The organism is Burkholderiales bacterium (assembly GCA_015075645.1).
GTDB lineage: Bacteria > Pseudomonadota > Gammaproteobacteria > Burkholderiales > Casimicrobiaceae > VBCG01.
Genome location: JABTUF010000003.1, coordinates 638334 through 660607 on the forward strand (window position 1 = coordinate 638334; position 22274 = coordinate 660607).

Below are 22274 nucleotides of genomic sequence, written 5' to 3' on the forward strand. Positions count from 1 at the left end.
GGGCGGATGCGGCGCCCGCCGCGAAGCGGGCGCCCTGCCTCGCGGCGCTTGCCGGACGCGGCGTGCTGCGCGCGCGCCCGGCCTTCGTCGATGCCACCAGCGGGCTACCGGCCGATCAGTTCGAGGCCGTTGGGGTTGACGCGGACACGGTCGCCGGGACGCACGATCGGCGTCGCCTCCTGCCGGATCGTCGCGAAGCTGCCGTCGTCGTAGCGAACCGCGATCTGCCAGACCATGCGCGGATTGCGCGCCTCGATCTGGTTGCCGGCATAGGCGCCGCCGACCGCGCCGACGACCGTCGCGACGGTGCGGCCGGTGCCTCCGCCGATGAGGCTCCCGAGCCCGCCGCCGATCAACGCGCCGCCGATGGCGCCCAAGCCGGAGGTGTCGTTGCTCGCGACGACCTGCTGCACCGATTCGACCGTGCCGATGCGCGTCGACGGGACATCGGTCACCTGGAACGCGGGTTGCGGTGCGCAGGCCGCGAGCGCGAGCGCTGCGAGCGCGACGAGCGCGGTCGAGCTGCGCCTCAGGATGCTGTCGATGGTCATGGCCGCTCCGTTCAGTCGGGCACCGCGTTCAGCACGTACATCGCGGCCAGCATCCCGCTCGGGCGGCCGAGCTTGCCGAGCCAGCGCGCGAAGATCTCCTCGATCTCGCCCGAGACGTACACGCGCGTCAGTTCGCGGTTGACGACGAGGCGCAGCGCCGAGTCGCCGCGCGGCAGCGCGAACGCGTAGGGCTCGATCGAGAAGTCGGCGACCAAGAGCGAGAACAACGCGGGGTCCTTCGCGGTCACGGCGATGCCGATCAGCTTGATCTTGTCGCCGGCGAACGCGTCGACCTGCCTGGTCTCGAGGAGTTGCGCGCCTTCGTTCGCGTCGCGCACCGCCACGACGCCGGCCTGGACCTTGCGGTCCTTCAGCGTCGCATGGAGCCGCTGCTCGGTCGTGGTCCCGCCGATCACCGCGATCTTCTTGCCCATCATGTCGGCGATGCTCTGGATCGGGCCGTCGGCGCGGACGAGGAAGCCGCCCGCATCGACGAACGACAGGTTGCTGAAGTCGACGTGCTGCATGCGCGAGAGCGTCGCCGACGTGTTGGCGCATTCGAGGTCGGCCCGGCCGGCGCTGACCGCGGCGAGCCGCTCCGACACCGTGCCCGGCGTCCAGTTGACCTTGAGGTTCGGGTTGCCGACCGAGCGCCCGATCGCCGCGATCACCTTGTTGCACAGGTCGATCGAATAGCCGGCGGGCTTGCCGTCGGCGCCCTGGGCCGAGAACGGGATCGAGTCGGGCGAGTAGGCGACGTTGATCTCGCCGGCGGCCTTGATCTTGCCGAGCGTGTCGGGCAGGGCCTGCGCCTGCACCGCGGCGGCGCACAGCAGGGCGGCGAACGCGGCGGTCGTGGCGGCGAAGCGGGCGGGCGACGGTTTCACGGAGGTCTCCTGACGCGGATGAGAGGGCGCATCGTCGTGCGCGAGGCCGACATGGTAGCGCAATCGCCGTGCGGTGCCCCGCGTTCGCCTCGCTCGCGCAGGCGGGGTGCTACACTCGATCCACGTCCCGGCCACCGGACGATCGACCGTTTCGACATGCGCGCCCTGCTCGTTTCCGGACTCTTCGCCGCCTTGGCGCTGGCGCCGCCCGCGTTCGCCGGGCCGACGCTCGACCGCATCAAGTCGTCGGGCACCATCGTGATGGGCTACCGCGCCGACGCGGCGCCGTTCTCGTTCAAGGACCGCGAAGGTCGCGTGCGCGGCTACTCGGTCGAATTGTGCGAGCGCGCCGCGGTGGAGATCGGCAAGGCGGCGGGCGTTGCGACGCCGAGGCTCGACTGGCGCCCGCTGACCGCTGCGACGCGACTCGAGGCGGTCGCGCGCGGCGAGGTCGACCTCGAATGCGGCATGACGACGATCTCGCTCTCGCGCATGGCGAACGTCGACTTCAGCGTGCCGATCTACGTCGACGGCGGCGCGGTCCTCGTGCGCGACACCTCGAAGCTCGTGCGCCTCGCCGATCTCCGGGGGAAGCGGGTCGCGGTCATACCGGGCACGACCACCGAGCTGGCGCTGACGCGAACGCTCACCGCGATCGCCTCGCCCGCGATCATCGTGCCGATCGAATCCTACGGCGCAGGCATCCTCCTCCTCGAATCGGGCAAGGTCGACGGCCTCGCAGGCGACCGCATCGCGCTCACGACGATGCGCTCGCAAGCGACCGGCGGAACCGGCACCGACTTCCTGCCGAGCGACATCTCGTACGAGCCCTACGGTCTGGTGATGCGCCGCGACGACCCGGACTTCCGGCTCGCGGTCAACCGCGCGGTCGTCGAGCTCTACCGCAGCGGCGGTATCGACCCGATCTTCCAGCGCTGGTTCGGGCTGCTCGGGCGGCCGGGGCCGATGCTCCACGCGATGTTCTATCTCAACACCCTTCCCCCATGAGCTTTCGCCAGGTGATGCGGATGGGCGTCGCGGCCTCGCTCGCCGCCATGGCGCCGGGCGCGGAAGCGCAGGCGCCGGAACGCTGCGACCACTGCGGCACGATCGCCGACATCCGGCAGTCCACGTCGAGGAGCACCTGGACGCCGCTCGGCAGCACCGCGCCGGGCACGACGACGTCGGGCGACGAGACGTTCGCGCCGGGCCGCGTGACGGCGACCTACCAGGTCGGCCGCGATCTCAAGAACCAGGGCATGGTGCTGCTGGGCTCGGCGGGCGGCGGGAGCTACGCGCGGCGGCCCGAGGAATACGCGCAGACGCGCTATGACCTGACGGTGAAGATGGACGCCGGCGGTCCTCCGCGCACCGTGTCGATGTCCTACGATCCGCCGTTCCGGGTCGGCGACCGCGTGCGCGTCTTCGGCACGCAACTCGAGCTGATCCAGCCCTGACGGGACAGCCGTGGCCGCCCTCGCGATCCGCGACCTCCCCGACGGGCGGCGCGTCGTCGCGCTGGACGGACGGCTCGAAGCGGAAACGGTGCGCTCGCTGTGGGGCGAGGCGCATCGCGCGCTCAGGGAGGCGGCCGGGCGCCCGGTGACCGTCGACGCCGCGAACGTCGACTACTGCGACAACGCCGGAGTCGCGCTCCTGATCGACCTCGTGGCCCAGGAACGCGGCGCGCCGGTCGAGGTCGCGAACCTCAAGCCGCCGTTCGAGGCGCTGTTCCGGCAGTTCGATCCCGCGCGGCTCGCGAAGGACCTCGATCCGGAGGCGAAGCGACGACCCGCGATCGAGGAACTCGGCCGCGCCGCCTGGGCGGCGTGGCGCGACATCGCGCAACTGGTCACCTTCGTGGGCGAACTGACCGGGGCGCTGTGGCACGCGCTCTGGCATCCGCGCTCGGTGCGGTGGAAGGACGTCTGGCACGTCTGCGAACGCGTCGGCGCGGACGCGCTGCCGATCGTCGCGCTGATCAGCTTCCTGCTCGGCATGATCCTCGCGTTCCAGTCGGCGGTGCCGATGAAGCGTTTCGGCGCCGAGATCTTCGTCGCCGACCTGATCGGCCTGTCGATGCTGCGCGAACTCGGGCCGCTGATGACGGCGATCCTGCTCGCCGGCCGCTCCGGCGCCGCGTTCGCCGCCGAGATCGGCACGATGCGCGTCAACCAGGAAGTCGACGCGATCACGACGATGGGCCTCGACCCGGTGCGTTTCCTGGTGACGCCGCGCATCGTCGCCGCGATCCTCATGACTCCGCTCCTCACGCTGTTCTCGATGCTGATCGGTCTCGTCGGCGGCGCGATCACGATGACGACGTTCTCGATCCCGGTGGTGACCTTCATGACCGAGGTCGAGAGCGCGGTGACCTTCACCGACTTCATGGCCGGGTTCGTGAAGTCGTTCGTGTTCGCGATCCTCGTCGCCGGCATCGGATGCCTGCGCGGCCTGCAGACCGCCGCGGGGGCCTCCGCGGTCGGAGAATCCGCCACGCGCGCCGTGGTCTCGGGCATCATCCTGCTGGTGGTGGTCGACGGCATCTTCGCCGTCGCGCTCTACATCCTCGACCTCTGACGACCATGGCGACCTCCGATCCGCTCGCCGCCGCCGGACCGAAACGCCGCGAACCCGGCGAAGTGCTGATCGAGGTCACGAAGCTCTACGCGGGCTACGACGGCACGGCGTTCCTCGACGACGTCAACTTCTCGGTGCGCGCGGGCGAGGTGTTCGGCATCCTCGGCGGGTCGGGAGGCGGGAAGAGCACGATCCTCAAGCACATGATCGGACTGGTGCCGCCGGTCTCCGGCAGCGTGACCTTCGGAGGCGAGGACATCGTCGGTGCGGACGGGCCGGAACTCGAGCGCATCCGCCGGCGGTTCGGCGTGATGTACCAGTCGGGCGCGCTGTTCGGCTCGATGACGCTGCTCGAGAACGTGCGCCTGCCGATCGAGGTCTACACCGAGCTGCCGGACGATGCGATGAACCTGCTCGCGCGGATGAAGCTCGCGCAGGTGGGGCTCGACGCGTTCACCGGGCACCTGCCGTCCGAAATCTCCGGAGGAATGCAGAAGCGCGCGGGCATCGCGCGCGCGATGGCGCTCGATCCGCCGATCCTGTTCCTCGACGAACCGTCGTCGGGCCTCGACCCGATCACCTCGGCGACGCTCGACGCCACGATCCGGCGTCTGGCCGAGAGCCTCGGCATGACCTTCGTGATCATCACGCACGACCTGCCCTCGGTGTTCGCGGCGATCGATCGCATCGTGCTGCTCGACAAGAAGGCGCGCGGCATCATCGCCGAGGGCGATCCGCGCGAACTGCGCGACGCCTCGCCCGATCCGCGCGTGCGGGCGTTCCTGCGCCGCGAACCCGAGAAGGCGGCGGCATGAACCGCGCGCAGCGCGCTTCGGGGGGCCACCCGGCGCCCGCCGACCGACGGGCCGCCCCGAGGTCGAACCGCGGGCGCCGTGCCCCCTCCGCCCTGCGGAGGGGGGGCGCGACGCGCGCGAAGCGCGCTAGCCTGGGGGAGGTCGTTTGAGCCAGAAGGCGAACTACTTCAAGCTGGGCCTGTTCGTGATCGGCGCGGTCGTCGCGGGCATCGTCGTGCTGCTCGTGATCGGTTCCGGTCGCTGGTTCGAACGCAAGATCACCATCGAGACCTACTTCAACGAGTCGGTGCAGGGCCTCGACATCGGCTCGAAGATCAAGTTCAAGGGCGTCGCGATCGGCGAGGTGACGAAGATCTCGTTCACCTACGTCGTCTATCAGCAGGACCTGCCGATGGCCCAGCGCGCGCGCTTCGTGCTGGTCGAGGCGCAGATCCAGCCCCGGCTCGTCGGCGGGCGCGCCGCGGCGGGCGACATGACCGACCCGGTCAACGCCAAACTGGAGATCGAGCGCGGACTGCGCATCCGGCTCACGCCGCAGGGCATCACCGGCACCTCGTTCCTCGAACTCGACTACGTCGATCCGCCGCCGCCGCTCCTGCCGGTGTCGTGGACGCCCCGCAACCTGTACATCCCGAGCGCGCCGTCGACGGTGGCGCAGTTCGTCAACGCCGCCTCCGACATCCTCGAGAAACTCCAGCGCCTCGACCTCGAGGGCACGTTCACGAACATCAATCGCCTGCTGACGACGACGAACGAACGCATCGCCGCGATCGACACGAAGGGCCTGTCCGACCGCGCGTCGAAGGCGCTCGACCGGGCGGACACGACGCTCGCCCGCATCGACAGCACGCTCGCCGGCGTCGACGCGAAGAAGATCGGCGACGAAGCGGGCGCGCTGCTCGCCGAACTGCGCCAGACCAACGCGGAGCTGAAGGCGCTCCTCGGCGACCCGGCATGGCGGAAGGTGCCCGAGGACACGGCGGCCGCGGCCGCGCGCATGCGCGAACTCGTCTCCGATCCGAAGCTCGCGGCGACGATCGCGCGCCTCAACAGCACGATGTCGCGCGTCGATCGCATCCTCGGCGGCGGCGAGCAGGATCTCGCGTCGACGATCGCGAACCTGCGCGCGATCACCGACAACCTGCGCGACCTGACCGAGGAAGCGAAGCGCTACCCGTCGAACCTCTTGTTCGGCGAACCCCCGAAACCGCTGCCGGGACGCCAGCCATGAGCCGAATGCCCGCAATCGCGTTCCTCGCCGTCGCCGCGACGACGCTCGCCGCGTGCTCGATCACGCGCCCCGCGCCGGTCAAGGAGATGTATCTGCTCGAGCCGCCGGCCGCGACCGCGGTGCCCGCCATGAGCCCGCGGACCGCGCGCATCGGTACGGTGACCGTCGCCGCGCCCTACCGCGACCGCGGGTTCGTCGTGCGCGAAGCCGACCTGCGTTTCGACAACGACTTCTACCACCAGTACGTGGTCGCGCCCTCCGCGATGATCGCCGAGGCGATGGCCCGCTCGTTCGCGCAGGCCCGCGTGTTCGCGAAGGTGATCCCGCCCGGCGCGCCGCCGGAGGCCGACCTCACGATCGACGCGTTCGTCGGCGCGCTCTACGCCGACAACCGCGACGCGAAGGCGCCCGCGGCGGAACTCGCGATCACGTTCTACGTGTCGCGGAGCGGCGGGAGCGGCGCGCCGATCTGGTCGCGCAGCTACAGCCGGCGCAGCGCGATGACGGCGCCGTCCGCCGCGACCTACGTGGCCGCGCAGAGCGCCGCGCTGGGCGACATCCTCGCCGAGGCCGCGCGCGACATGGCTGCGGAGCCTGCATTGCGCTGACGCGAACCCCGTCAGACTGAAGTCTGACCCACGAGGAAGGCGAAGCGTCTCGGGTCATGCGTGGGTCCGGCTTGAGGCCGGACGCCGTTCGCTTCGATCCGCCGGGCGGCGTCAGAACCAGGGCTGCGGCGGCGCCGGGTTCCCGACCGCCGGCGGATCCTCGCCCCAGCGCGCGCGCTCCGCGGCGAGATCGACCCAGCCGCCGCCCATCGCCTTGTAGAGGCTGACCGACGTGTTGAGCTGCGCGGTGCGGAACGCGACGAGGTTGAGTTCGGCCGGGAACAGCGCCTGCTCCGCCTGGAGCACGGTCGAGTAGGGCGCGTAGCCGCCGTTGTACTGGAGCCGCGCGAGGCGCGTGTAGTCGGACAGCGCGGCGACGAGTCGCTGCTGCGCGGCGACCTGCTCGCGGCCCTTCGCGTTCGCGATGAGCGCGTTGTCGACGTCGCCGAACGCGTTCTGGATCGCGAGCCGGTAGCTCTCGAGCGCCGCGCGCTGCGCGGCCTCGGCCTGCGCGACCTGGCCGCTCACGGCGCCGAAGGTGAAGATCGGACCCGCGAGCTGCCCCGCGTAGCTCCAGATGCGCGACGGTCCCTTGAACAGATCGGAGAGTTCAGGGCTCGCGAAACCGAGCGCGCCGGTCAGCGTGATGCGCGGAAAGTAGAGCGCCTTCGCCGCGCCGATCTGGGCGTTGGCCGCGACGAGCTGCTGCTCGGATTGCGCGAGGTCGGGCCGGCGCTCGAGGAGCGATGAGGGGAGCCCCGCGGGAACCGCGGGGGACGCGAGCTGGTCGATGGCCTTGCCGCGCGCGATCGGGCCGGGATTGCGGCCGACGAGGATCGCGAGCGCGTCCTCGGTCTGCGCGATCTGCGTCTCGATCTGCGGGATCTGCGCGGCCGCGGTCTCGTACTGCGACTGCGCCTGCGCCACCGTCATCTGCGAGACCTGACCGTACTTGAACTGCAGTTGGAAAAGCTTGACCGACTCCGCGTAGACGCCGAGCGTCTTCTTCGCGACCTCGAGCTGGCCGTCGAGCCCGCGCAGTTGCAGGTAGTTGGTCGCGACGCCGGCGACGAGCGAGAGCACGACGCCGCGCCGCGCCTCGGCCGTGGCGAGCAGGTTCGCGCGCGCCGCCTCGCTCTCGCGCCGGATGCGCCCCCAGAGATCGATTTCCCAGCTCACCGACAGCGCGGCCTGGTAGGCGGATGCCGGGTTGCGGAGCGCGGCGGCCACCTCCGGGCGCAGGCCGGACTCGCTCTGGCGCGCGCGCCCGGCGTCGACGCCGTAGCCGACCTGCGGGAACAGCGACGAGCGCGCCTGCGTGAAGACCGCCGCCGCCTGCTCGACGTTCGCCGTGGCCACCTTCACGTTGCGGTTGTTCGCGAGCGCCTCGTCGATCAGCGCATCGAGCACCGGGTCGCCGAACTGCCGCCACCACGCGGTGTTCGCGGTGTCGGCGACCTCGTCGGGCTGGTATTGGAACCGCGCGGGCGAGTCCACCTCCGGCTTGCGGTAGTCCGGGCCGACGGTGCACGCGGCGACGAGCGCGCAGGCGGCGAGGGCGAGGCGTCGTCGCACGTCAGTCGTCCGCGCGCGCGCTGTCGCCGGCGGACCGCTCCGATGGCGCGTCCTCGCCGGAGGGCGCCCCGCGCTTCTCGCGGCGCTCCTTCATCTGGTCGAAGAGGTAGAAGAACAGCGGGACGTAGAGCATCGCGAGCGTCGTCTCGCCCAACATGCCGCCGATGATGCCGGTGCCGATCGAATGGCGCGCGTTCGCGCCCGCGCCGGCGGCGAGCGCGAGCGGCAGCACGCCGACCGCGAACGCGAGCGAGGTCATGATGATCGGCCGCAGCCGCTGCTCGCCCGCGAGGATCGTCGCCTCCATGATCGACTTGCCCTGCTGGCGGAACTCGACCGCGGCGGTCACGCGCAGCACCGCGTTCTTGGCGCCGAGCCCGATCAGCACGAGGAGCCCGATCTGGAAGTAGACGTCGTTGTTGAGGCCGCGCAGCCACGCGAACACGAGCGCGCCCAAGATGCCGAACGGCACCGCGGTCATCACCGCGCCGGGCAGCGACCAGGACTCGTACTGCGCCGAGAGCACGAGGAACACGATGATGAGGCCGAACAGGAACGCGATCGACGAGGTGCCCCCCGACTGCTTCTCGTCGAACGCGACGCCGGACCACGCGAACGTGTAGCCGGGCGGCAGCGTCTCCCGCGCGACCTCCTCCATCGCCTCGATCGCGTCGCCGGAACTGAACGCCGCGGTGTTGCTGCCGATGACCTTGGCCGCGGGGAAGCCGTTGAAGCGCGGCAGCATGTCGGGCCCCGAGGTCCAGGAGACGTCGACGAGCGCCGAGAGCGGGATCATCTTGCCCGACTCCGAGCGCGTGTACAGGCGCGTCAGGTCGCCGGGCACCTGGCGGTAGCGCGCGTCGGATTGCAGCACGACCCACCAGACGCGGCTGAACTGGTTGAACTGGCTCGCGGTGAGCGAGCCGAACTGCGCCTGCACCGCGCTGTAGACGTCCTGGATCGGCACGCCGAGGAGCGTCGCCTTGTCGCGGTTGACGGTCGTGCGGAGCTGCTGCACGTTCGGCCGGAAGGTCGACGCCAGCCCGGTGAGTTCAGGACGCGTCCGCGCCTTCGCGAGGAACTCCTGCAGCACTTCGCCCAGGTGCGTCGGGTCGCCCGCGCCGGTGTCCTGGATCCAGAACTCGAACCCGCCGGTGGTGCCGAGGCCGGGAATCGACGGCGGCGCGATCGGCAGCACGAGTCCGCTCGTCAGGCCCGAGACGTCGCGGAAGAGCGTCGTCAGGATCGCGCGGGCGTTCTGCTCCTTCGTCGTCGCGAGCGACGCGTAGCGCTCGTCGAACGGCTTGAAGGTGATGAACACCGTGCCGGAGTTGGTCTGGAGGCCGGCGTCGATCAGGCTGTAGCCGGTCACCGACGCGCGGTACTCGACGCCGGGAATCTTCGCGAGCGAGGCGTTGACCTCGTCCATCACCGCCTGCGTGCGCTCCATCGACGACGAGGTCGGCATCATCACCGCCGCCATCCCGTAGCCCTGGTCCTCCTGCGGCACGAACGCGGTGGGCAGGATGTGGAAGAAGTGCCAGATCGCGTAGAGGAACACCGCGAGCAGCGCGAACGCGACGAGCATCCGCGCGATCATGAACTCGACCGCATGCCCGAACGCGGCGGTGACGCGGTCGACCTGCCGGTTGAACCAGCCGAAGAAGCCGCGGTCGCGCGGAGGCTGATGCTCGAGCATCAGCGCGCACATCGCCGGCGTGAGCGTCAGCGCGACGAAGCCCGACACCGCCACCGAGACGACGATCGTGATCGCGAACTGCTTGTAGAGCTGCCCGGTCGAGCCCGGGAGGAACGCCGCGGGAACGAACACCGACGCCATCACCAGCACCACCGCGACGAGCGAAGTGCCGATCTCCTCCATCGAGCGGATCGTCGCCTCCTTCGGCGCGAGGTGGTGCTCGGCCATGTTGCGCTCGACGTTCTCGACCACGACGATCGCGTCGTCGACGACCATGCCGATCGCGAGCACGAGGCCGAACAGCGTGAGCAGGTTGATCGAGAAACCGAGCGCCAGCATGCCGGCGAACGTGGCCACCAGCGACACCAGGATCGCCACCGCGCAGATGACCGTCGTGCGGAAGCTCTGCAGGAACAGGTAGACGATCAGCACCACGAGCGCCAGCGCCTCGAACAGCGTCTTGATGACCTCCTCGATCGAGATCCGGACGAAGTCGTTGGTGTCGAGCGCGATCGTGTAGTCGATGCCCTCGGGAAAGCGCGTCCTCATCTCCGCGAGCGTCTTGCGGACCGCGTCGGAGACCTGGAGGCCGTTCGCGCCCGGCTGCAGGTAGACCGCGATGAAGGTCGCCGGGACGTCGTTCAGGCGCGAATCGACCAGGTACTGCTTGAGGCCCACCTCGGCGCGCGCGACGTCCCCGAGCCGCACGATCGCGCTGCCGTCCTGGCTCGCGCGGAGGATGATGTTCTCGTACTGCTTCGGGTCGGTGAACGGCGGCTGGGTGACGACCGGCACCGTCAGGTCGACCGGACTCGCGGTCGGTTGCGCGCCGACCTGGCCCGCGCCGAACAGCGCGTTCTGCGCGTTGACCGCGTTGGCGATGTCGCTCGTCGTGATGCCGAGCGAGGCCATGCGGTCCGGGTTCATCCAGATGCGCATCGCCTGGTCGGCGACGCCCATGATGTTGGCCTGTCCGGCGCCCTTGACGCGCTTGATCGCGTCGAGCACGTAGACGTTGGCGTAGTTCGCGACGAAGTCGCCCGAGTAGCGGCCGCCCTTCGGGTAGACCGCGATCAGCATCATGATCGACGACGACTTCTTCTGGACCGACACGCCGAGCTGGGTCACCGCGGTCGGGAGCTGCGGCAGCGCGAGGTTCACCCGGTTTTGCACCTGCACCTGCGCGATGTCGGGATCGGTGTCGAGCGAGAAGTAGACGGTGAGGATCAGCTGTCCGTTCGACGAACTCGACGACGACATGTAGAGCATGTTGTCGACGCCGTTGATCTGGGCCTCGATCGGCGCGGCGACCGAGTCGGCGAGCGTCTTCGAGTCCGCGCCCGGATAGGTCGCCTGCACCGTGACCTGGACCGGCGTGATCGTCGGGTACTGCTGGACCGGCAGGAACAGCATCGCGATGGCGCCCGCCATCACCAGCAGGATCGCGACGACCGTCGCGAAGATCGGCCGCTCGATGAAGAAGCGCGAGAACATGCGCGGTGGTCGTGCCTAGTCGACGAAGAAGAGGTCGACGCGGCGCGCCATCGGTGCGGTGCCATCGCCGATGACGTTCTCCGGGGGGCGCATGACGATGCGTGCCTCGGGCGCGCCGGCGGTGGCGAGCGCGTCGCGCACCGCGACGGCGCGGTTCTTCGCGAGCGCGACGTTGGCCTCGTAGTCGCCGGTGCGGTCGGTGTAGCCGGCGATCGCGACGCGCGGACCGCCTGCGGCGAGCTTCGCGGCGAGGCGCGACAACATGCCGCGCGCGGTCGCGTCGAGCGTCGCGCTTCCGGTTTCGAAGAACACGCTCGCGGCGGCCGCGGCGCCGGACGACGTCGCGCCCGCGGCGGACGTGACCGCGCCCGCGCTCGCGGGCGACGAAGCGCGCGGTTGCGTGGTGGAAGGCGCGGACGCCGGCGCAGGCGACAGCGGCGCGGCAGAAGGAGCGGGTGCTCCGGTCGCGGCCGGCGCCGACGCCGTGGCGGCGGCCTTCGCGCCAGCGGTTTCCGCGGCCGGAGACGGCGCGACTGCGGCGCCACCGGCCGCCGGCGCCTCGCGCGGCGGCACGTACGGCGCCGCCTTCACCGGCGAGCCGGGCTGCAGCCGCAGCGTGCCTTCGACGATCACGACGTCGCCGGCGGCGAGTCCCTGCGGGATCACCCAGTCGTCGCCGAGCCAGTCGCCGACCTCGACCGGTCGCGACTGCGCCTTGCCGTCCTTGTCGACGACCCAGACGAAATGGCCCCGCGCGCCCTGCTGCACCGCGCGCTGCGGCACGACGATCGCGCCGGGCCGCGTCGCGCCCTTGATGCGCACGCGCACGTACTGGTTCGGGCGGAGCAAGCCCTTCGGGTTGGGCACGGAGATCCGCACGAGGAAGGTGCCGGTCTGCGGGTTGAACGACGGATCGGTGAAGGTGATGCGTCCCGTGAACGGGAACACCGTGCCGTCGACGAGGATGATCTCCGCCTCGAACGCCTGCGCCTCCGGCAGTTTCAACTGTCCGGAGCGTTGCTCGCGCCGGATCCGCGCCATTTCGTTCTCCGAGACGCTGAAGTTCACCCACATCGGCGAGAGCACCGCCACCGTCGTGAGCTGCGAGTTCTGCGCGTTGACGTAGGTGCCGTCGGCGACCGCCGCGTTGCTCGTGATGCCGTCGACCGGCGAGGTGATCGTCGTGTACGAGAGGTTGAGCTTCGCCTCCTCGAGCTGCGATTTCGCCTGCTCGACCGCGGCGCCGGCCTGCTCGAACTGGCCCTTCGCGTCGTCGAGGTCCTTCTGCGACAGCGCGTTCTGCTCGACCAGCGGCTGAACGCGCTTCAGGTTGGCGTTCGCGACGTCGTAGGCGGCCTGCTGGCGGGACAGCGCGGCCTGCGCGCCGTCGACCTGCGCCTGGAACGGCTTCGGGTCCATCAGGAAGAGCGTCTGCCCCGCCTTGACGATGGCTCCCTCGGTGTAGACGCGCTTGTCGAGGAAGCCCGACACGCGGGCCTGGATGTTGACCGACTGGGAGCTCTGCGTCTGCGCGACGAACTCGGGGACGACCGGCACGTCGCGCGCGGCGACCGTGACCGTGGTGACCTGCGTGACCGCGGGCGGCGCCGGGGGCGCGGGCTGCCGTCCGCAGCCCGCGACGATGCCGAGCACGGCGATGGCCGCGAACGCTTTCGCGGTTTTCCCTGCGAACGACCCTCGCGACGCCATCGCAAACCTCCACGCGACGCGCGCATGCGCCGCCTGCCGGACCGCGCGATTATAGGCGGGGACGGGCGCCGCGTGCAGCCGTTGCCGGATGACGGCGTCGCCGGATCGGCGGGGCGACTCGCCCGCGTCAGCGCGCCGCGAGGCGCGCGTCGAGGTCGTGCGCGTCGGACGCGGTGACCACGACCCGCGCGAACGTCCCGGGGGCGAGTCCCGCGCCGTCCCGGATGCGCACGACACCGTCGATCTCGGGCGCGTCGCCGGCGGTCCGGCCGACCGCGACCGTGCGCTTCGCCTTGCCGCGGCCGGCGGTTTCGATGCGGTCGACGAGCACGTCGAGCGTGCGGCCGACCTTCGCCGCGAGGCGCTCGGCGCTGATCGCGGCCTGCTTCTCCATGAACCGTGCGCGCCGCGCCTCGCGTTCGCCCGCGTCGACCGGATCGGGCAATGCATTCGCGGCGGCGCCCTCGACCGGCGAGTACGCGAAGCAGCCGACGCGGTCGAGCTTCGCCTCGTCGAGGAACGCCAGCAGTTCGTCGAACTCGGCGGCGGTCTCCCCGGGGAAACCCGCGATGAAGGTGCTGCGGATCGCGAGCTGGGGCTTCGCCCGCCGCCACGCGCGCACCCGTTCGAGCACGCGCTCGGGCGCGGCCGGACGTTTCATCTGCTTGAGGATGCGCGGGCTCGCGTGCTGGAACGGCACGTCGAGGTAGGCGACGAGCCCTCCTTTCGACGGGTCGTCGGCCATAAGGTCGATGACCTCGTCGACGTGCGGGTAGGGATAGACGTAGTGCAGGCGCACCCACGCGCCGTGGTCGCGCGCGAGCCGGTCGAGTTCGCGCGCGAGTTCGGTCATGCGCGTGCGCACCGGGCGGCCGTCGACAAAGCCGGTGCGGTAGCGTACGTCGGCGCCGTAGGCGCTCGTGTCCTGCGAGATGACGAGGAGTTCCTTCACGCCCGCGCGCAAGAGGTGGCGCGCCTCGGCGAGCACCTCGCCGATCGGCCGCGACACGAGGTCGCCGCGCATCGACGGGATGATGCAGAAGGTGCAGCGGTGGTTGCAGCCCTCGCTGATCTTGAGGTACGCGTAGTGCGTCGGCGTGAGCCGGATGCCCTGCGGCGGCACGAGGTCGGTGTAGGGGTCGTGCGGGCGCGGCAGGTGCGCGTGGACCGCGCCGAGCACTTCCGCGGTCGCCTGCGGGCCGGTGACCGCGAGCACCTTCGGGTGCGCTTCGCGGACGAAGGCGCCGCCGTCCTTCGCACCGAGGCAGCCGGTGACGATCACCTTGCCGTTCTCGGCGAGCGCCTCGCCGATGGCGTCCAGCGATTCCGCGACCGCCGAGTCGATGAAGCCGCAGGTGTTGACGACGACGAGGTCGGCGCCCTCGTAGGTCGGCGCGATCGCGTAGCCCTCGGCGCGGAGTCCGGTGAGGATCTGCTCGCTGTCGACGAGCGCCTTCGGACAGCCGAGCGACACGAAGCCGACGCGCGGCGGCGCGGGCGGGCGGGCGCGGGGCGCGCTCATGGTGCGGTGCGAGGAGACGTTCGCGTGCGCCGCAACAACCGCGGCGCACAAGCCGACAACGACGCAGCGGCTAGCGCTTCCGGTCGTCGTCGGCGCCCGACGGCTGCGGGAACCCGGGGAACGGGAACGACGAGAACATGCCGCGCGTCTGGTCCTGCATGCGCTGCTGCATGTCCATGAAGAGCTTCGCGCTCTGCTCGAGGTAGTTGCCGAGCATGCCCTGCATCGCCGGGGCCTGCATCTGCATGAACTGCTTCCACAGGTCGGGCGTCAGCATCATCTTGTCGCCGTAGACCTGCTTCGCCTGGTCCTGGAGCTTCTTCTGGATCGCGAGGAACGCCTTGACGTTCTGCTCCATGTACTGGCCCATCATCGTCTGCTGCGCGGTGCCGTAGAAGCGGATCATCTGCGTCAGCATCTCGGAACTGAACATCGGCACCCCGCCCGATTCCTCCTCGAGGATGATCTGCAGGAGGATCGCGCGCGTCAGATCCTCGCCCGACTTCGCGTCGATGACCTGGAAGTCGATCTGCTCGAGCACCATCTGCTTCACGTCGGCGAGCGTGATGTAGCCGCTGTTGGCCGTGTCGTAGAGGCGGCGGTTCGGGTATTTCTTGATCGTGCGGATCGGAGCGCTCATCGCCGCCTCCAGAGGGGGGTGAGCATTATAACCCGTTGATTCGGCGGCCGTTTGATCGGCGTTGACCGGGTGTCGGCGCGGCTTTGGTGCGTCGCACAAAAAAAGTCTTGACTTGGGCGTTTCCCGTCCCTATACTCGGTTTGTGCGGTGCAGCAAACCGGCCGCCGGAAGACCCGGAAACGGGCACCGGCCTCCGGGGCGCGGCACATAACCGAACCCGTCGTCCCCACACGGTCACCCCAAGCGAGGAAATCATGGTCAACGCCACCGAGCAGTTCGCCGAATTCAACAAGGTCAACGTCGCCAACGCGACCAAGCTGGCCGCGCTCTCGATCGACAACGCCGAGAAGCTCTTCAAGCTCAACCTCAACGCTGCCAAGATCGCGCTCGCGCAGGGCGTCGAAGGCGCGCAGGCCGCCGCGTCGGTGAAGGACGTGCAGGAGCTGTTCGCGATCCGCGCGAAGTACGCCGAGTCGGGCGTCCAGACCGCGCTGTCGTACTCGCGCACCTTGTACGACCTCGCGTCGGAAGCGCAGGCCGAGTACTCGTCGATCGCCGAAGAGTCGTGGGCGAGCTACACCAAGGGCGTCGCCGCGTTCGTCGACAAGGCGAGCAAGTCGGCCCCGGCCGGCTCTGACGTCGCCGTCAACGCGCTCAAGTCGACGTTCGCCGCCTCGACGGCCGCGTTCGACCAGTTCCAGAAGGCGACCAAGCAGGTCGTGAACCTCGCCGACGCGAGCGTCCGCGCTGCCGCCGCCAACGCGACCCAGGCTGCCGCCAAGGGCAAGGGCCGCAAGTACGCGTAACTCGGCATCGCCCCCCGGGGCGGGTTCCGGCGCACCCCCAGAGTCGCCGGGCCCGTCACGGCAGGGGTGACGTCGCGGGAACGCAATGCACGAAGGCGGCCGATGGCCGCCTTCGTGCATCAATGGGGTCAGACTCGATTGATGCTCTGCCGATCCGCCCTGGACACACGGCCGTGCCGGCCTGCTTGTCGTGGGCATGCGTTCTCGGAGTTTCAATCGAGTCTGACCCCTTTGATCAGCGCGGCCCGGGCCGCGCGCACTCGACCTTCAACTCGCCGCACACGCGCAGAACGCCGTCGACGACGAGATCCGCCGCATTCGGCTGCGCCGCGGTGTGCGCGGAGGTGATGAGGAGCTGCGACAGGTTGTCGCCCATCGGGTTGACCTTGACGCCGGCGATCTGCTCGCCGTTGGTGAACTGCACGACCATCGACGACGGATCGTTCTGCGTCATCGTGAGGTCGGTGCGCGCGCGCACGTGCCGCACGACCGCGTCGTAGACCTTGGCGGGAGCGGCTTCGAGCACCACGGTCGCGGTGTCGTAGCTCGCGCTGCCCGGAGCCTTCGATTGCTGCGACATCGACTCGACGCGCCCGACCACGTGGCGCGCCAGCATCACCCACTGCGCCTCCGCGATGCCGGAGACTGCGAGGAAGGCGATGCCCGCCCCGACGGCGAGACGAAGACTGCGAGACCGGTTCATGGTGTCCTCCGAGTGAGGGGCTGGCATCAGCGGCGGAATCCGCCGCCGCCGCGTCCCTGGAATCCGCTGCCGCCACGCATCGCTCCGAACTGCCGGTAGCTGCGTTCACCGCCGAGCCGGGCCGAGCGGTCGTGCTCGAGCTGGCTTTGTCCCTGGAACGACTGGCGCTCCGCGCCGCCGCGCTCGGTCTCGCCGGACAGGTTGCCCTGCCGCGACGCGCTGCCCTGCGTCGCGCCGGAGAGGTTCTGCGACGACGCGTTCGAACGCGAAGCTTGCGCGTTCTGTCCCGGCTGCACCGGCTGCCAGGTGCCGCTGCCGCCGGTTCCCGTGTACTTCTCCCAGCCGCTGTCGGTCTTCTTGTAGACGTTGCCGTCGGCGCCCGCGTAGACGTCGCCGCCCGAACCCTGCACGACGCCTCCCTTGTTGCCACCGGCGCCGGAGAAACCCGCGCCGCGCGCGCCCGACGACGACGTGAACGAGCCGACGTTGCCGCGCGAGTCGCCCTGGCTCTGCGTGTGGACCGTCTGGTTCGGGCCCGAGACGGTCGACGAGCCCCAGTGCCCGTACGCGTTGCTGTTCTGGTTGGTCGAACCCGAGCGTCCGGTGTTCGCGTTGTACCAGCTCGCGTTGCCCGACGCGCCGTCCGGCCCCCACACGGCGCTGCCGTGCGCGTAGCTGCCGGTCGTCGGGTTGTACGCGGAGAACGCGCCCGCGCCGCCGTTCGGACCGTAGATCTCGCCACCGCGGGCCCAGGTCCCGGTCGTCGGGTTGTAGTAGGTGCCGCCCCTGGCCGCGCCGCCCCAGGGGCCGTAGATCGCGCCGCCGTGCGCCCACGCGCCGGTCGCCGGGTTGTAGTAGGTGGCGCCCGCGTAGCTGTACGGATACGGGTAGTAGATCGGCACGACCGCCGGATACAGGTACGGCGGGTAGTAGTAGCCGGTCCCGTAGACGACGACGCCCGCGGAGACGTAGCTCATCGTGTAGCCGGAGGTGTAGGCGTAGGTCACGCTCGTCGGCGTCGAGGACACCACCTTCACGTAGGTGCACGGATAGACCGGGCTCGACGGCGGGATCGCGTAGATCGCGCCGGGCACCGTCTCTGCGAGGACCCAGGGGCCGTTCGCCCCGGCCGCGACGAACCACGCGCCCTGGTAGCACGAGTAGTAGCTCGCGCCGTCGCGCACGACGACGAACGACGTGTTGGTCGCGCGGTAGAGCGAGGTGCCGGGAATCGGCGCGAACACCGGATCGCCGGCGTAGTAGACGGCGAGCTTCGCGGAATCGCGCGCGAGCGTCGCCTGCTGCGGCAGTTGCGCTTCGAGCAGCGACTCCTGCGCCTGCGGCGTGCCCGGCACCGACACCAGCACGAAGCCGCGCGGGCCGTCCGCCGGAATGCGCGCGAAGTCGGTCGGCAGCAACGGCGTCGCGTAGGTCCACGGTCCCGCGAGCGTGGCCGCCGAGAACCAGCGGCCCGACACGAGGTAGTAGAGCTTGCCGCCCTGCGTCAGGTCGCGGAACAGCGCCGCGTCGCTGTTCGCCGCGTACTGGAGCGAGGTGCCGGGAATCGCCGTCCACTGCGGCGGACCCTGCGTGACGATGATCGCCGCGGGCGTGGTCGACGTGAACACCGTCGGTGCGTCGGCCGGGCCGTAGCGCCGTCCGGGGATCTGCGCCTTCACGTCGCGGAAATTCTCGTTCGCCGGCAGCGCGGCGAACGCTGCGGGCAGCGTGCCTGCCGGAGCCCAAGGACCCTTCGCGTCGGGAGCGGCGAGCCATCCGCCGTTGACGAGGAGGAACCAGGTCGCGCTTCCGGCGTCGCGGAACACGTCCCAGTTGGTGTTCACGACGAACGAGAGCGCCGTGCCCGGGATCGGCGCGAGCACCGGTTCGCCGTCGTAGACGACGAGGCTCGCGGGCCGCGCGCTCGCGAAGATCCTGGGCGGCGTGTTGTCGATGGCGATCGCGGGCGGCTTGTCCGCCTGCTCGGCGAGGCTCTTCGTGACCAGGGCGAGCGGCACGCGCTTCACGCCGAGTCCGGTCGCGATCTCGCGGATCCGTTGCTCCAACTGTGCGCTTCGCGCGGCGTCGAGCGCCGGAAAGCGCGCGGACACGAGGCGCGGCTCGGTCAGCACGACGGTCCGTCCGGCGAGGTCGACGTCGGTCGAGAATGCCATCTCGACCGTGCCGAGCGTCGCCTGCTTCGCGCCCGCCGGTGTCACGCCGACGACGCCGCGCGTGTTGAGCGTCCGGCGTTCCGGCCACGAGATCACCTGCGGCTGGTAGACGGTCGCGGTGCCGTTCGCGGTCGTGACCGTGTGCGGCCATTCGGGGGCTGCGGCCGCGGTGGCGGGCGCTGCGGACTGGCCGGGTGCCGGCTGCTGCGCGAACAGCGGCATCGCCGCGAGGAGCGACAGCGCGATCGTGGCTACTGGCCTCGGGTCTGGCGTCACGTTCGATTCCCTCCTGATGATCGGATACGGCGGTGCGCCCGAGGGTTCCGCATCGTCGCGATTCGACGAGGCCCTTCTCACGCGCCTTCGACCGGGTCCGCGACACTAGCGCGGACACCGCGACCCGCGCAACGGGAATTTCCGACGCCTCCGGAGCGTTGACGGGAGGCGCACGCGCGCTGCGCGCCGCGCCGATGACCTCGCGGACTCGACGACCGCGCGGCGGCGCGAAAGCTGACGGCGATTTCAGCGTGCGGTGCGACGGCGCGGGCGACCTTCGCCGCCCTCGTGCGCGAGGGCGACGAAGCTTCCGCCCGAACCGCGGCTACTGCATGTGTTGCCCGCCGTTGATCGCGATGTTCGCGCCGGTGAGGAACGCCGCCTCGTCGCTCGCGAGGTACGCGACGAGTCCGGCGACCTCCTCGGGCTTGCCGAGACGGCCCATCGGGATCTGCGGAATGATCTTGCTGTCGAGCACGTCCTTCGGGATCGCCATCACCATCTTCGTGCCGATGTAACCGGGCGAGATCGTGTTGACGGTGACGCCCTTGCGCGCGACCTCGAGCGCGAGCGCCTTGGTGAAGCCGTGCATGCCGGCCTTCGCCGCCGAGTAGTTGGTCTGGCCGAACGCGCCCTTCTGGCCGTTGACCGACGAGATGTTGATCACGCGGCCCCAGCCGCGGTCGACCATGCCGTCGCACACCTGCTTCGTCATGTTGAAGCACGAATCGAGGTTGGTCTTGATCACCGCGTCCCAATTGACCTTGTCCATCTTCTTGAAGGTCATGTCGCGCGTGATGCCGGCGTTGTTGACGAGCACGTCGATCGGGCCGACCTCGGCGGCGACCTTCTGCGCGCAGGCCGCGGCGGAGTCGTAGTCGGCGACGTCGCACGGGTACGCGCGGAATCCGTAGCCCTGCTTGTTCATCGCGTCGAGCCACTCGGACGCCTTGGTGTTGCCGGGCGAGTGCGTGGTGACGACCTTGTAGCCGAGCGCCGCGAGCTTGATGCAGATCGCCTCGCCCAGGCCTCCCATGCCGCCGGTGACGAGTGCGACGCGCGGAGTCTTCAGGACCATGATGCGGCCTCCTTGTTGGGGGTTCGTGGTTGTCGTGTCGACGCCTGCGGCGCGAGGACCTCGCGCACCGGCGTCACGGGCTTTCTCCGCCGTGCGGGCAGGACCGCGTCATGGTAGCGCAGGCTCCGCGGCCCGCGCTCGCTGCACCGCAGCGATCAGCGCGCGGTTTCGAGCACGTAGCGGCCGGGCGCCGGGTCCAGCGGGGGAAACGCGCGACTGCCCGGCGTCGCCGGCGCAGCGACCCGCGGGCCACCGTGCGGCGCGAGCCAGCCCCACCAATGGGGCCACCAGCTCCCCTCGACTTCCTCCGCGCGCGCGAACCAGGCGTCGGGGTCGTCGGGCAGGAGCTCGTTCACCCAATGGCTGCGTTTCTTCGGCCCGGGCGGGTTGACGACGCCCGCGATGTGGCCGGACGCGCCGAGCACGAAGGTGAGGTCGGTCGAGCCCAGGAGCGTCGTGGACCGCCACGCGGACTTCCACGGCACGATGTGGTCGTCGCGCGATGCATAGAGGTACACCGGCATCGCGACCTCGCCCAGGTCGATCGCCTCGCCCGCCATCGTCAGCGCGCCGGGCTCGGTCAGCCGGTTGCCGAGGTAGAGCTCGGCGAGGTAGGTGCCGTACATCGGGCCGGGCAGGTTCGCCGAGTCGCCGTTCCAGTAGAGGAGGTCGAACGGCGGCGGCGTCCTGCCCTTGAGGTAGTTGCGCACGACGTAGTTCCAGACGAGTTCGTTCGCGCGAAGGCTCGCGAAGGCGCCCGCGAGCTCCGAGCCGCGCATGATCTGGCCGGATCGCAGCGCCGGTTCGCGCGCGGCGAGGAACTCCGGCGTGACGTACACGCCGATCTCGCCGGGATCGGCGAAGTCGAGCATCGTGGTGAGGAAGGTCGCGCTCGTCACGCTGCGGTCCTTGCGCGCGGCGAGCACCGCGAGCGCGCAGGCGAGGAGCGTCCCGCCCACGCAGAACCCGAGTGCGTTGACGGTCCGGCTGCCGGTGACCGCCTTCGTCGTCTCGATCGCGGCGATGACGCCGTCGACGAGGTAGTCGTCCCAGGTCAGGTGTCCCAGTTCGGGCGGGATGTTGCGCCACGACACCATGAACACGGTGTGCCCTTCCGCGACCGCGTGGGCCACGAACGAGTTCGACGGCTGGAGGTCGAGGATGTAGTACTTGTTGATGCAGGGCGGCACGATCACGAGCGGGCGACGGAACACCGTCGGCGTCGACGGCGCGTACTGGATCAGCTCGATCAGCTCGTTGCGGAACACCACGTGGCCGGGCGTGACCGCGAGATTGCGTCCGACCTCGAACGCGGACTCGTCGGACATCGAGATGCGGCCGCGGCCGGCGTCGGCGACCAGGTTCGCGAGGCCGTGCACGAGGCTCGCGCCCTCGGTGCGCAAGGCCTCCGCCAGCACTTCGGGGTTGGTCGCGGCGAAATTGGACGGCGCGATCGCGTCGACGAACTGGCGCGTCATGAACGCGAGCCGCCGCCGGTCCTCCGGGGGAAGCGTGCTGGCGGCGGCGAGTTCGCGCAGGTAGTCGGCGTACACGAGGTAGCTCTGCGCGAGCCACGCGAACCAGGGGAGTTCGCGCCACTCGCGCGCCTCGAATCGGCGATCGCCGGGCTTCGGCTCGACCAGCCGGGGCGGGGTGCCGCCGCCCGCCGCGGCCATCGCCTGCCAGAGCGACTGCAGCTTCGCGGCGTAGCGCTCGGTGATCTCCATCGCGGCGTGCGGATCGACCGGAAGGGCGGCAGGCACCGAGGGCGGGGCGCTCGCGTCCTTCGGTGCGTGCGGGAGCACCGCACGCGTCCACCACGCTCCCCACTCCTGTCCGAGGCGCGTCCATTCCTGCGCGAGCGCCGCCCAGGCGGGCGGCACGGGCATCGCGGCGCCGGGTTCCGGGTGGGCGTTCATGCAGTC

At 70.3% G+C, this 22274-nt stretch carries 18 protein-coding genes; 7 read left to right on the top strand and 11 right to left on the bottom strand.

Annotated elements, in window-relative coordinates; genetic code table 11:
* Positions 1–104 precede the first annotated feature (104 nt).
* Positions 105–551, bottom strand: coding sequence for a glycine zipper 2TM domain-containing protein (locus HS109_10000; GenBank protein MBE7522701.1), 447 nt, complete (start codon positions 549–551; stop codon positions 105–107).
* Positions 552–562: 11 nt separating this feature from the next.
* Positions 563–1438, bottom strand: a complete 876-nt coding sequence (locus HS109_10005) for an amino acid ABC transporter substrate-binding protein (protein ID MBE7522702.1) — start codon at positions 1436–1438, stop codon at positions 563–565.
* Between the two features lie 156 nt (positions 1439–1594).
* Between HS109_10005 and HS109_10010 the strand changes: the two genes are divergently transcribed.
* The 6 genes from HS109_10010 (at position 1595) to HS109_10035 (ending at position 6672) form a co-directional block, all read left to right on the top strand.
* Positions 1595–2446 carry an amino acid ABC transporter substrate-binding protein gene (locus tag HS109_10010; protein MBE7522703.1) on the top strand — a complete coding sequence of 284 codons (852 nt, stop codon included), beginning with the start codon at positions 1595–1597 and terminating at the stop codon, positions 2444–2446.
* Positions 2443–2895 carry a hypothetical protein gene (locus tag HS109_10015; GenBank protein MBE7522704.1) on the top strand — a complete coding sequence of 151 codons (453 nt, stop codon included), beginning with the start codon at positions 2443–2445 and terminating at the stop codon, positions 2893–2895. The genes HS109_10010 and HS109_10015 overlap by 4 nt, the downstream gene beginning before the upstream one ends.
* A 10-nt stretch (positions 2896–2905) precedes the next feature.
* Positions 2906–4018 carry an MlaE family lipid ABC transporter permease subunit gene (locus HS109_10020; protein MBE7522705.1) on the top strand — a complete coding sequence of 371 codons (1113 nt, stop codon included), beginning with the start codon at positions 2906–2908 and terminating at the stop codon, positions 4016–4018.
* A gap of 5 nt (positions 4019–4023) precedes the next feature.
* Positions 4024–4833: an ATP-binding cassette domain-containing protein gene (locus HS109_10025; GenBank protein MBE7522706.1), complete on the top strand. Its 810-nt coding sequence runs from the start codon at positions 4024–4026 to the stop codon at positions 4831–4833.
* 145 nt (positions 4834–4978) lie between these two features.
* Positions 4979–6064, top strand: coding sequence for an MCE family protein (locus tag HS109_10030; GenBank protein MBE7522707.1), 1086 nt, complete (start codon positions 4979–4981; stop codon positions 6062–6064).
* Positions 6061–6672: a membrane integrity-associated transporter subunit PqiC gene (locus HS109_10035; GenBank protein MBE7522708.1), complete on the top strand. Its 612-nt coding sequence runs from the start codon at positions 6061–6063 to the stop codon at positions 6670–6672. Before HS109_10030 ends, HS109_10035 begins: the two co-directional genes overlap by 4 nt.
* 111 nt (positions 6673–6783) lie before the next feature.
* Here the strand turns inward: HS109_10035 and HS109_10040 are convergent, their stop codons facing one another.
* From HS109_10040 to phaR, 5 genes are all read right to left on the bottom strand, one after another.
* Positions 6784–8247 (bottom strand): efflux transporter outer membrane subunit, encoded by a 1464-nt coding sequence (locus HS109_10040; protein ID MBE7522709.1) that lies wholly within the window; start codon positions 8245–8247, stop codon positions 6784–6786.
* Position 8248: 1 nt separating this feature from the next.
* Complete coding sequence (locus tag HS109_10045; GenBank protein MBE7522710.1) at positions 8249–11440, bottom strand: multidrug efflux RND transporter permease subunit; 3192 nt, start codon at positions 11438–11440, stop codon at positions 8249–8251.
* A gap of 15 nt (positions 11441–11455) precedes the next feature.
* On the bottom strand, positions 11456–13150 hold the full coding sequence (locus HS109_10050; GenBank protein ID MBE7522711.1) for an efflux RND transporter periplasmic adaptor subunit: 1695 nt from the start codon (positions 13148–13150) through the stop codon (positions 11456–11458).
* A gap of 127 nt (positions 13151–13277) precedes the next feature.
* Positions 13278–14672 carry a 30S ribosomal protein S12 methylthiotransferase RimO gene (gene rimO, locus HS109_10055; protein MBE7522712.1) on the bottom strand — a complete coding sequence of 465 codons (1395 nt, stop codon included), beginning with the start codon at positions 14670–14672 and terminating at the stop codon, positions 13278–13280.
* A 70-nt stretch (positions 14673–14742) separates the two neighbouring features.
* Positions 14743–15312, bottom strand: a complete 570-nt coding sequence (phaR, locus tag HS109_10060; protein ID MBE7522713.1) for a polyhydroxyalkanoate synthesis repressor PhaR — start codon at positions 15310–15312, stop codon at positions 14743–14745.
* A 254-nt stretch (positions 15313–15566) separates the two neighbouring features.
* Between phaR and HS109_10065 the strand changes: the two genes are divergently transcribed.
* Positions 15567–16118 (top strand): phasin family protein, encoded by a 552-nt coding sequence (locus HS109_10065; protein ID MBE7522714.1) that lies wholly within the window; start codon positions 15567–15569, stop codon positions 16116–16118.
* A 235-nt stretch (positions 16119–16353) separates the two neighbouring features.
* On the opposite strand, the gene HS109_10070 is transcribed toward HS109_10065, so the two are convergent.
* The 4 genes from HS109_10070 to phaC form a co-directional block, all read right to left on the bottom strand.
* Positions 16354–16821, bottom strand: a complete 468-nt coding sequence (locus HS109_10070) for a hypothetical protein (protein ID MBE7522715.1) — start codon at positions 16819–16821, stop codon at positions 16354–16356.
* A 26-nt stretch (positions 16822–16847) separates the two neighbouring features.
* Positions 16848–19271 (bottom strand): hypothetical protein, encoded by a 2424-nt coding sequence (locus HS109_10075; GenBank protein ID MBE7522716.1) that lies wholly within the window; start codon positions 19269–19271, stop codon positions 16848–16850.
* A 325-nt stretch (positions 19272–19596) separates the two neighbouring features.
* Positions 19597–20349: an acetoacetyl-CoA reductase gene (phbB, locus tag HS109_10080; protein MBE7522717.1), complete on the bottom strand. Its 753-nt coding sequence runs from the start codon at positions 20347–20349 to the stop codon at positions 19597–19599.
* 155 nt (positions 20350–20504) lie between these two features.
* Positions 20505–22268, bottom strand: a complete 1764-nt coding sequence (gene phaC, locus HS109_10085; protein MBE7522718.1) for a class I poly(R)-hydroxyalkanoic acid synthase — start codon at positions 22266–22268, stop codon at positions 20505–20507.
* Positions 22269–22274 lie beyond the last annotated feature (6 nt).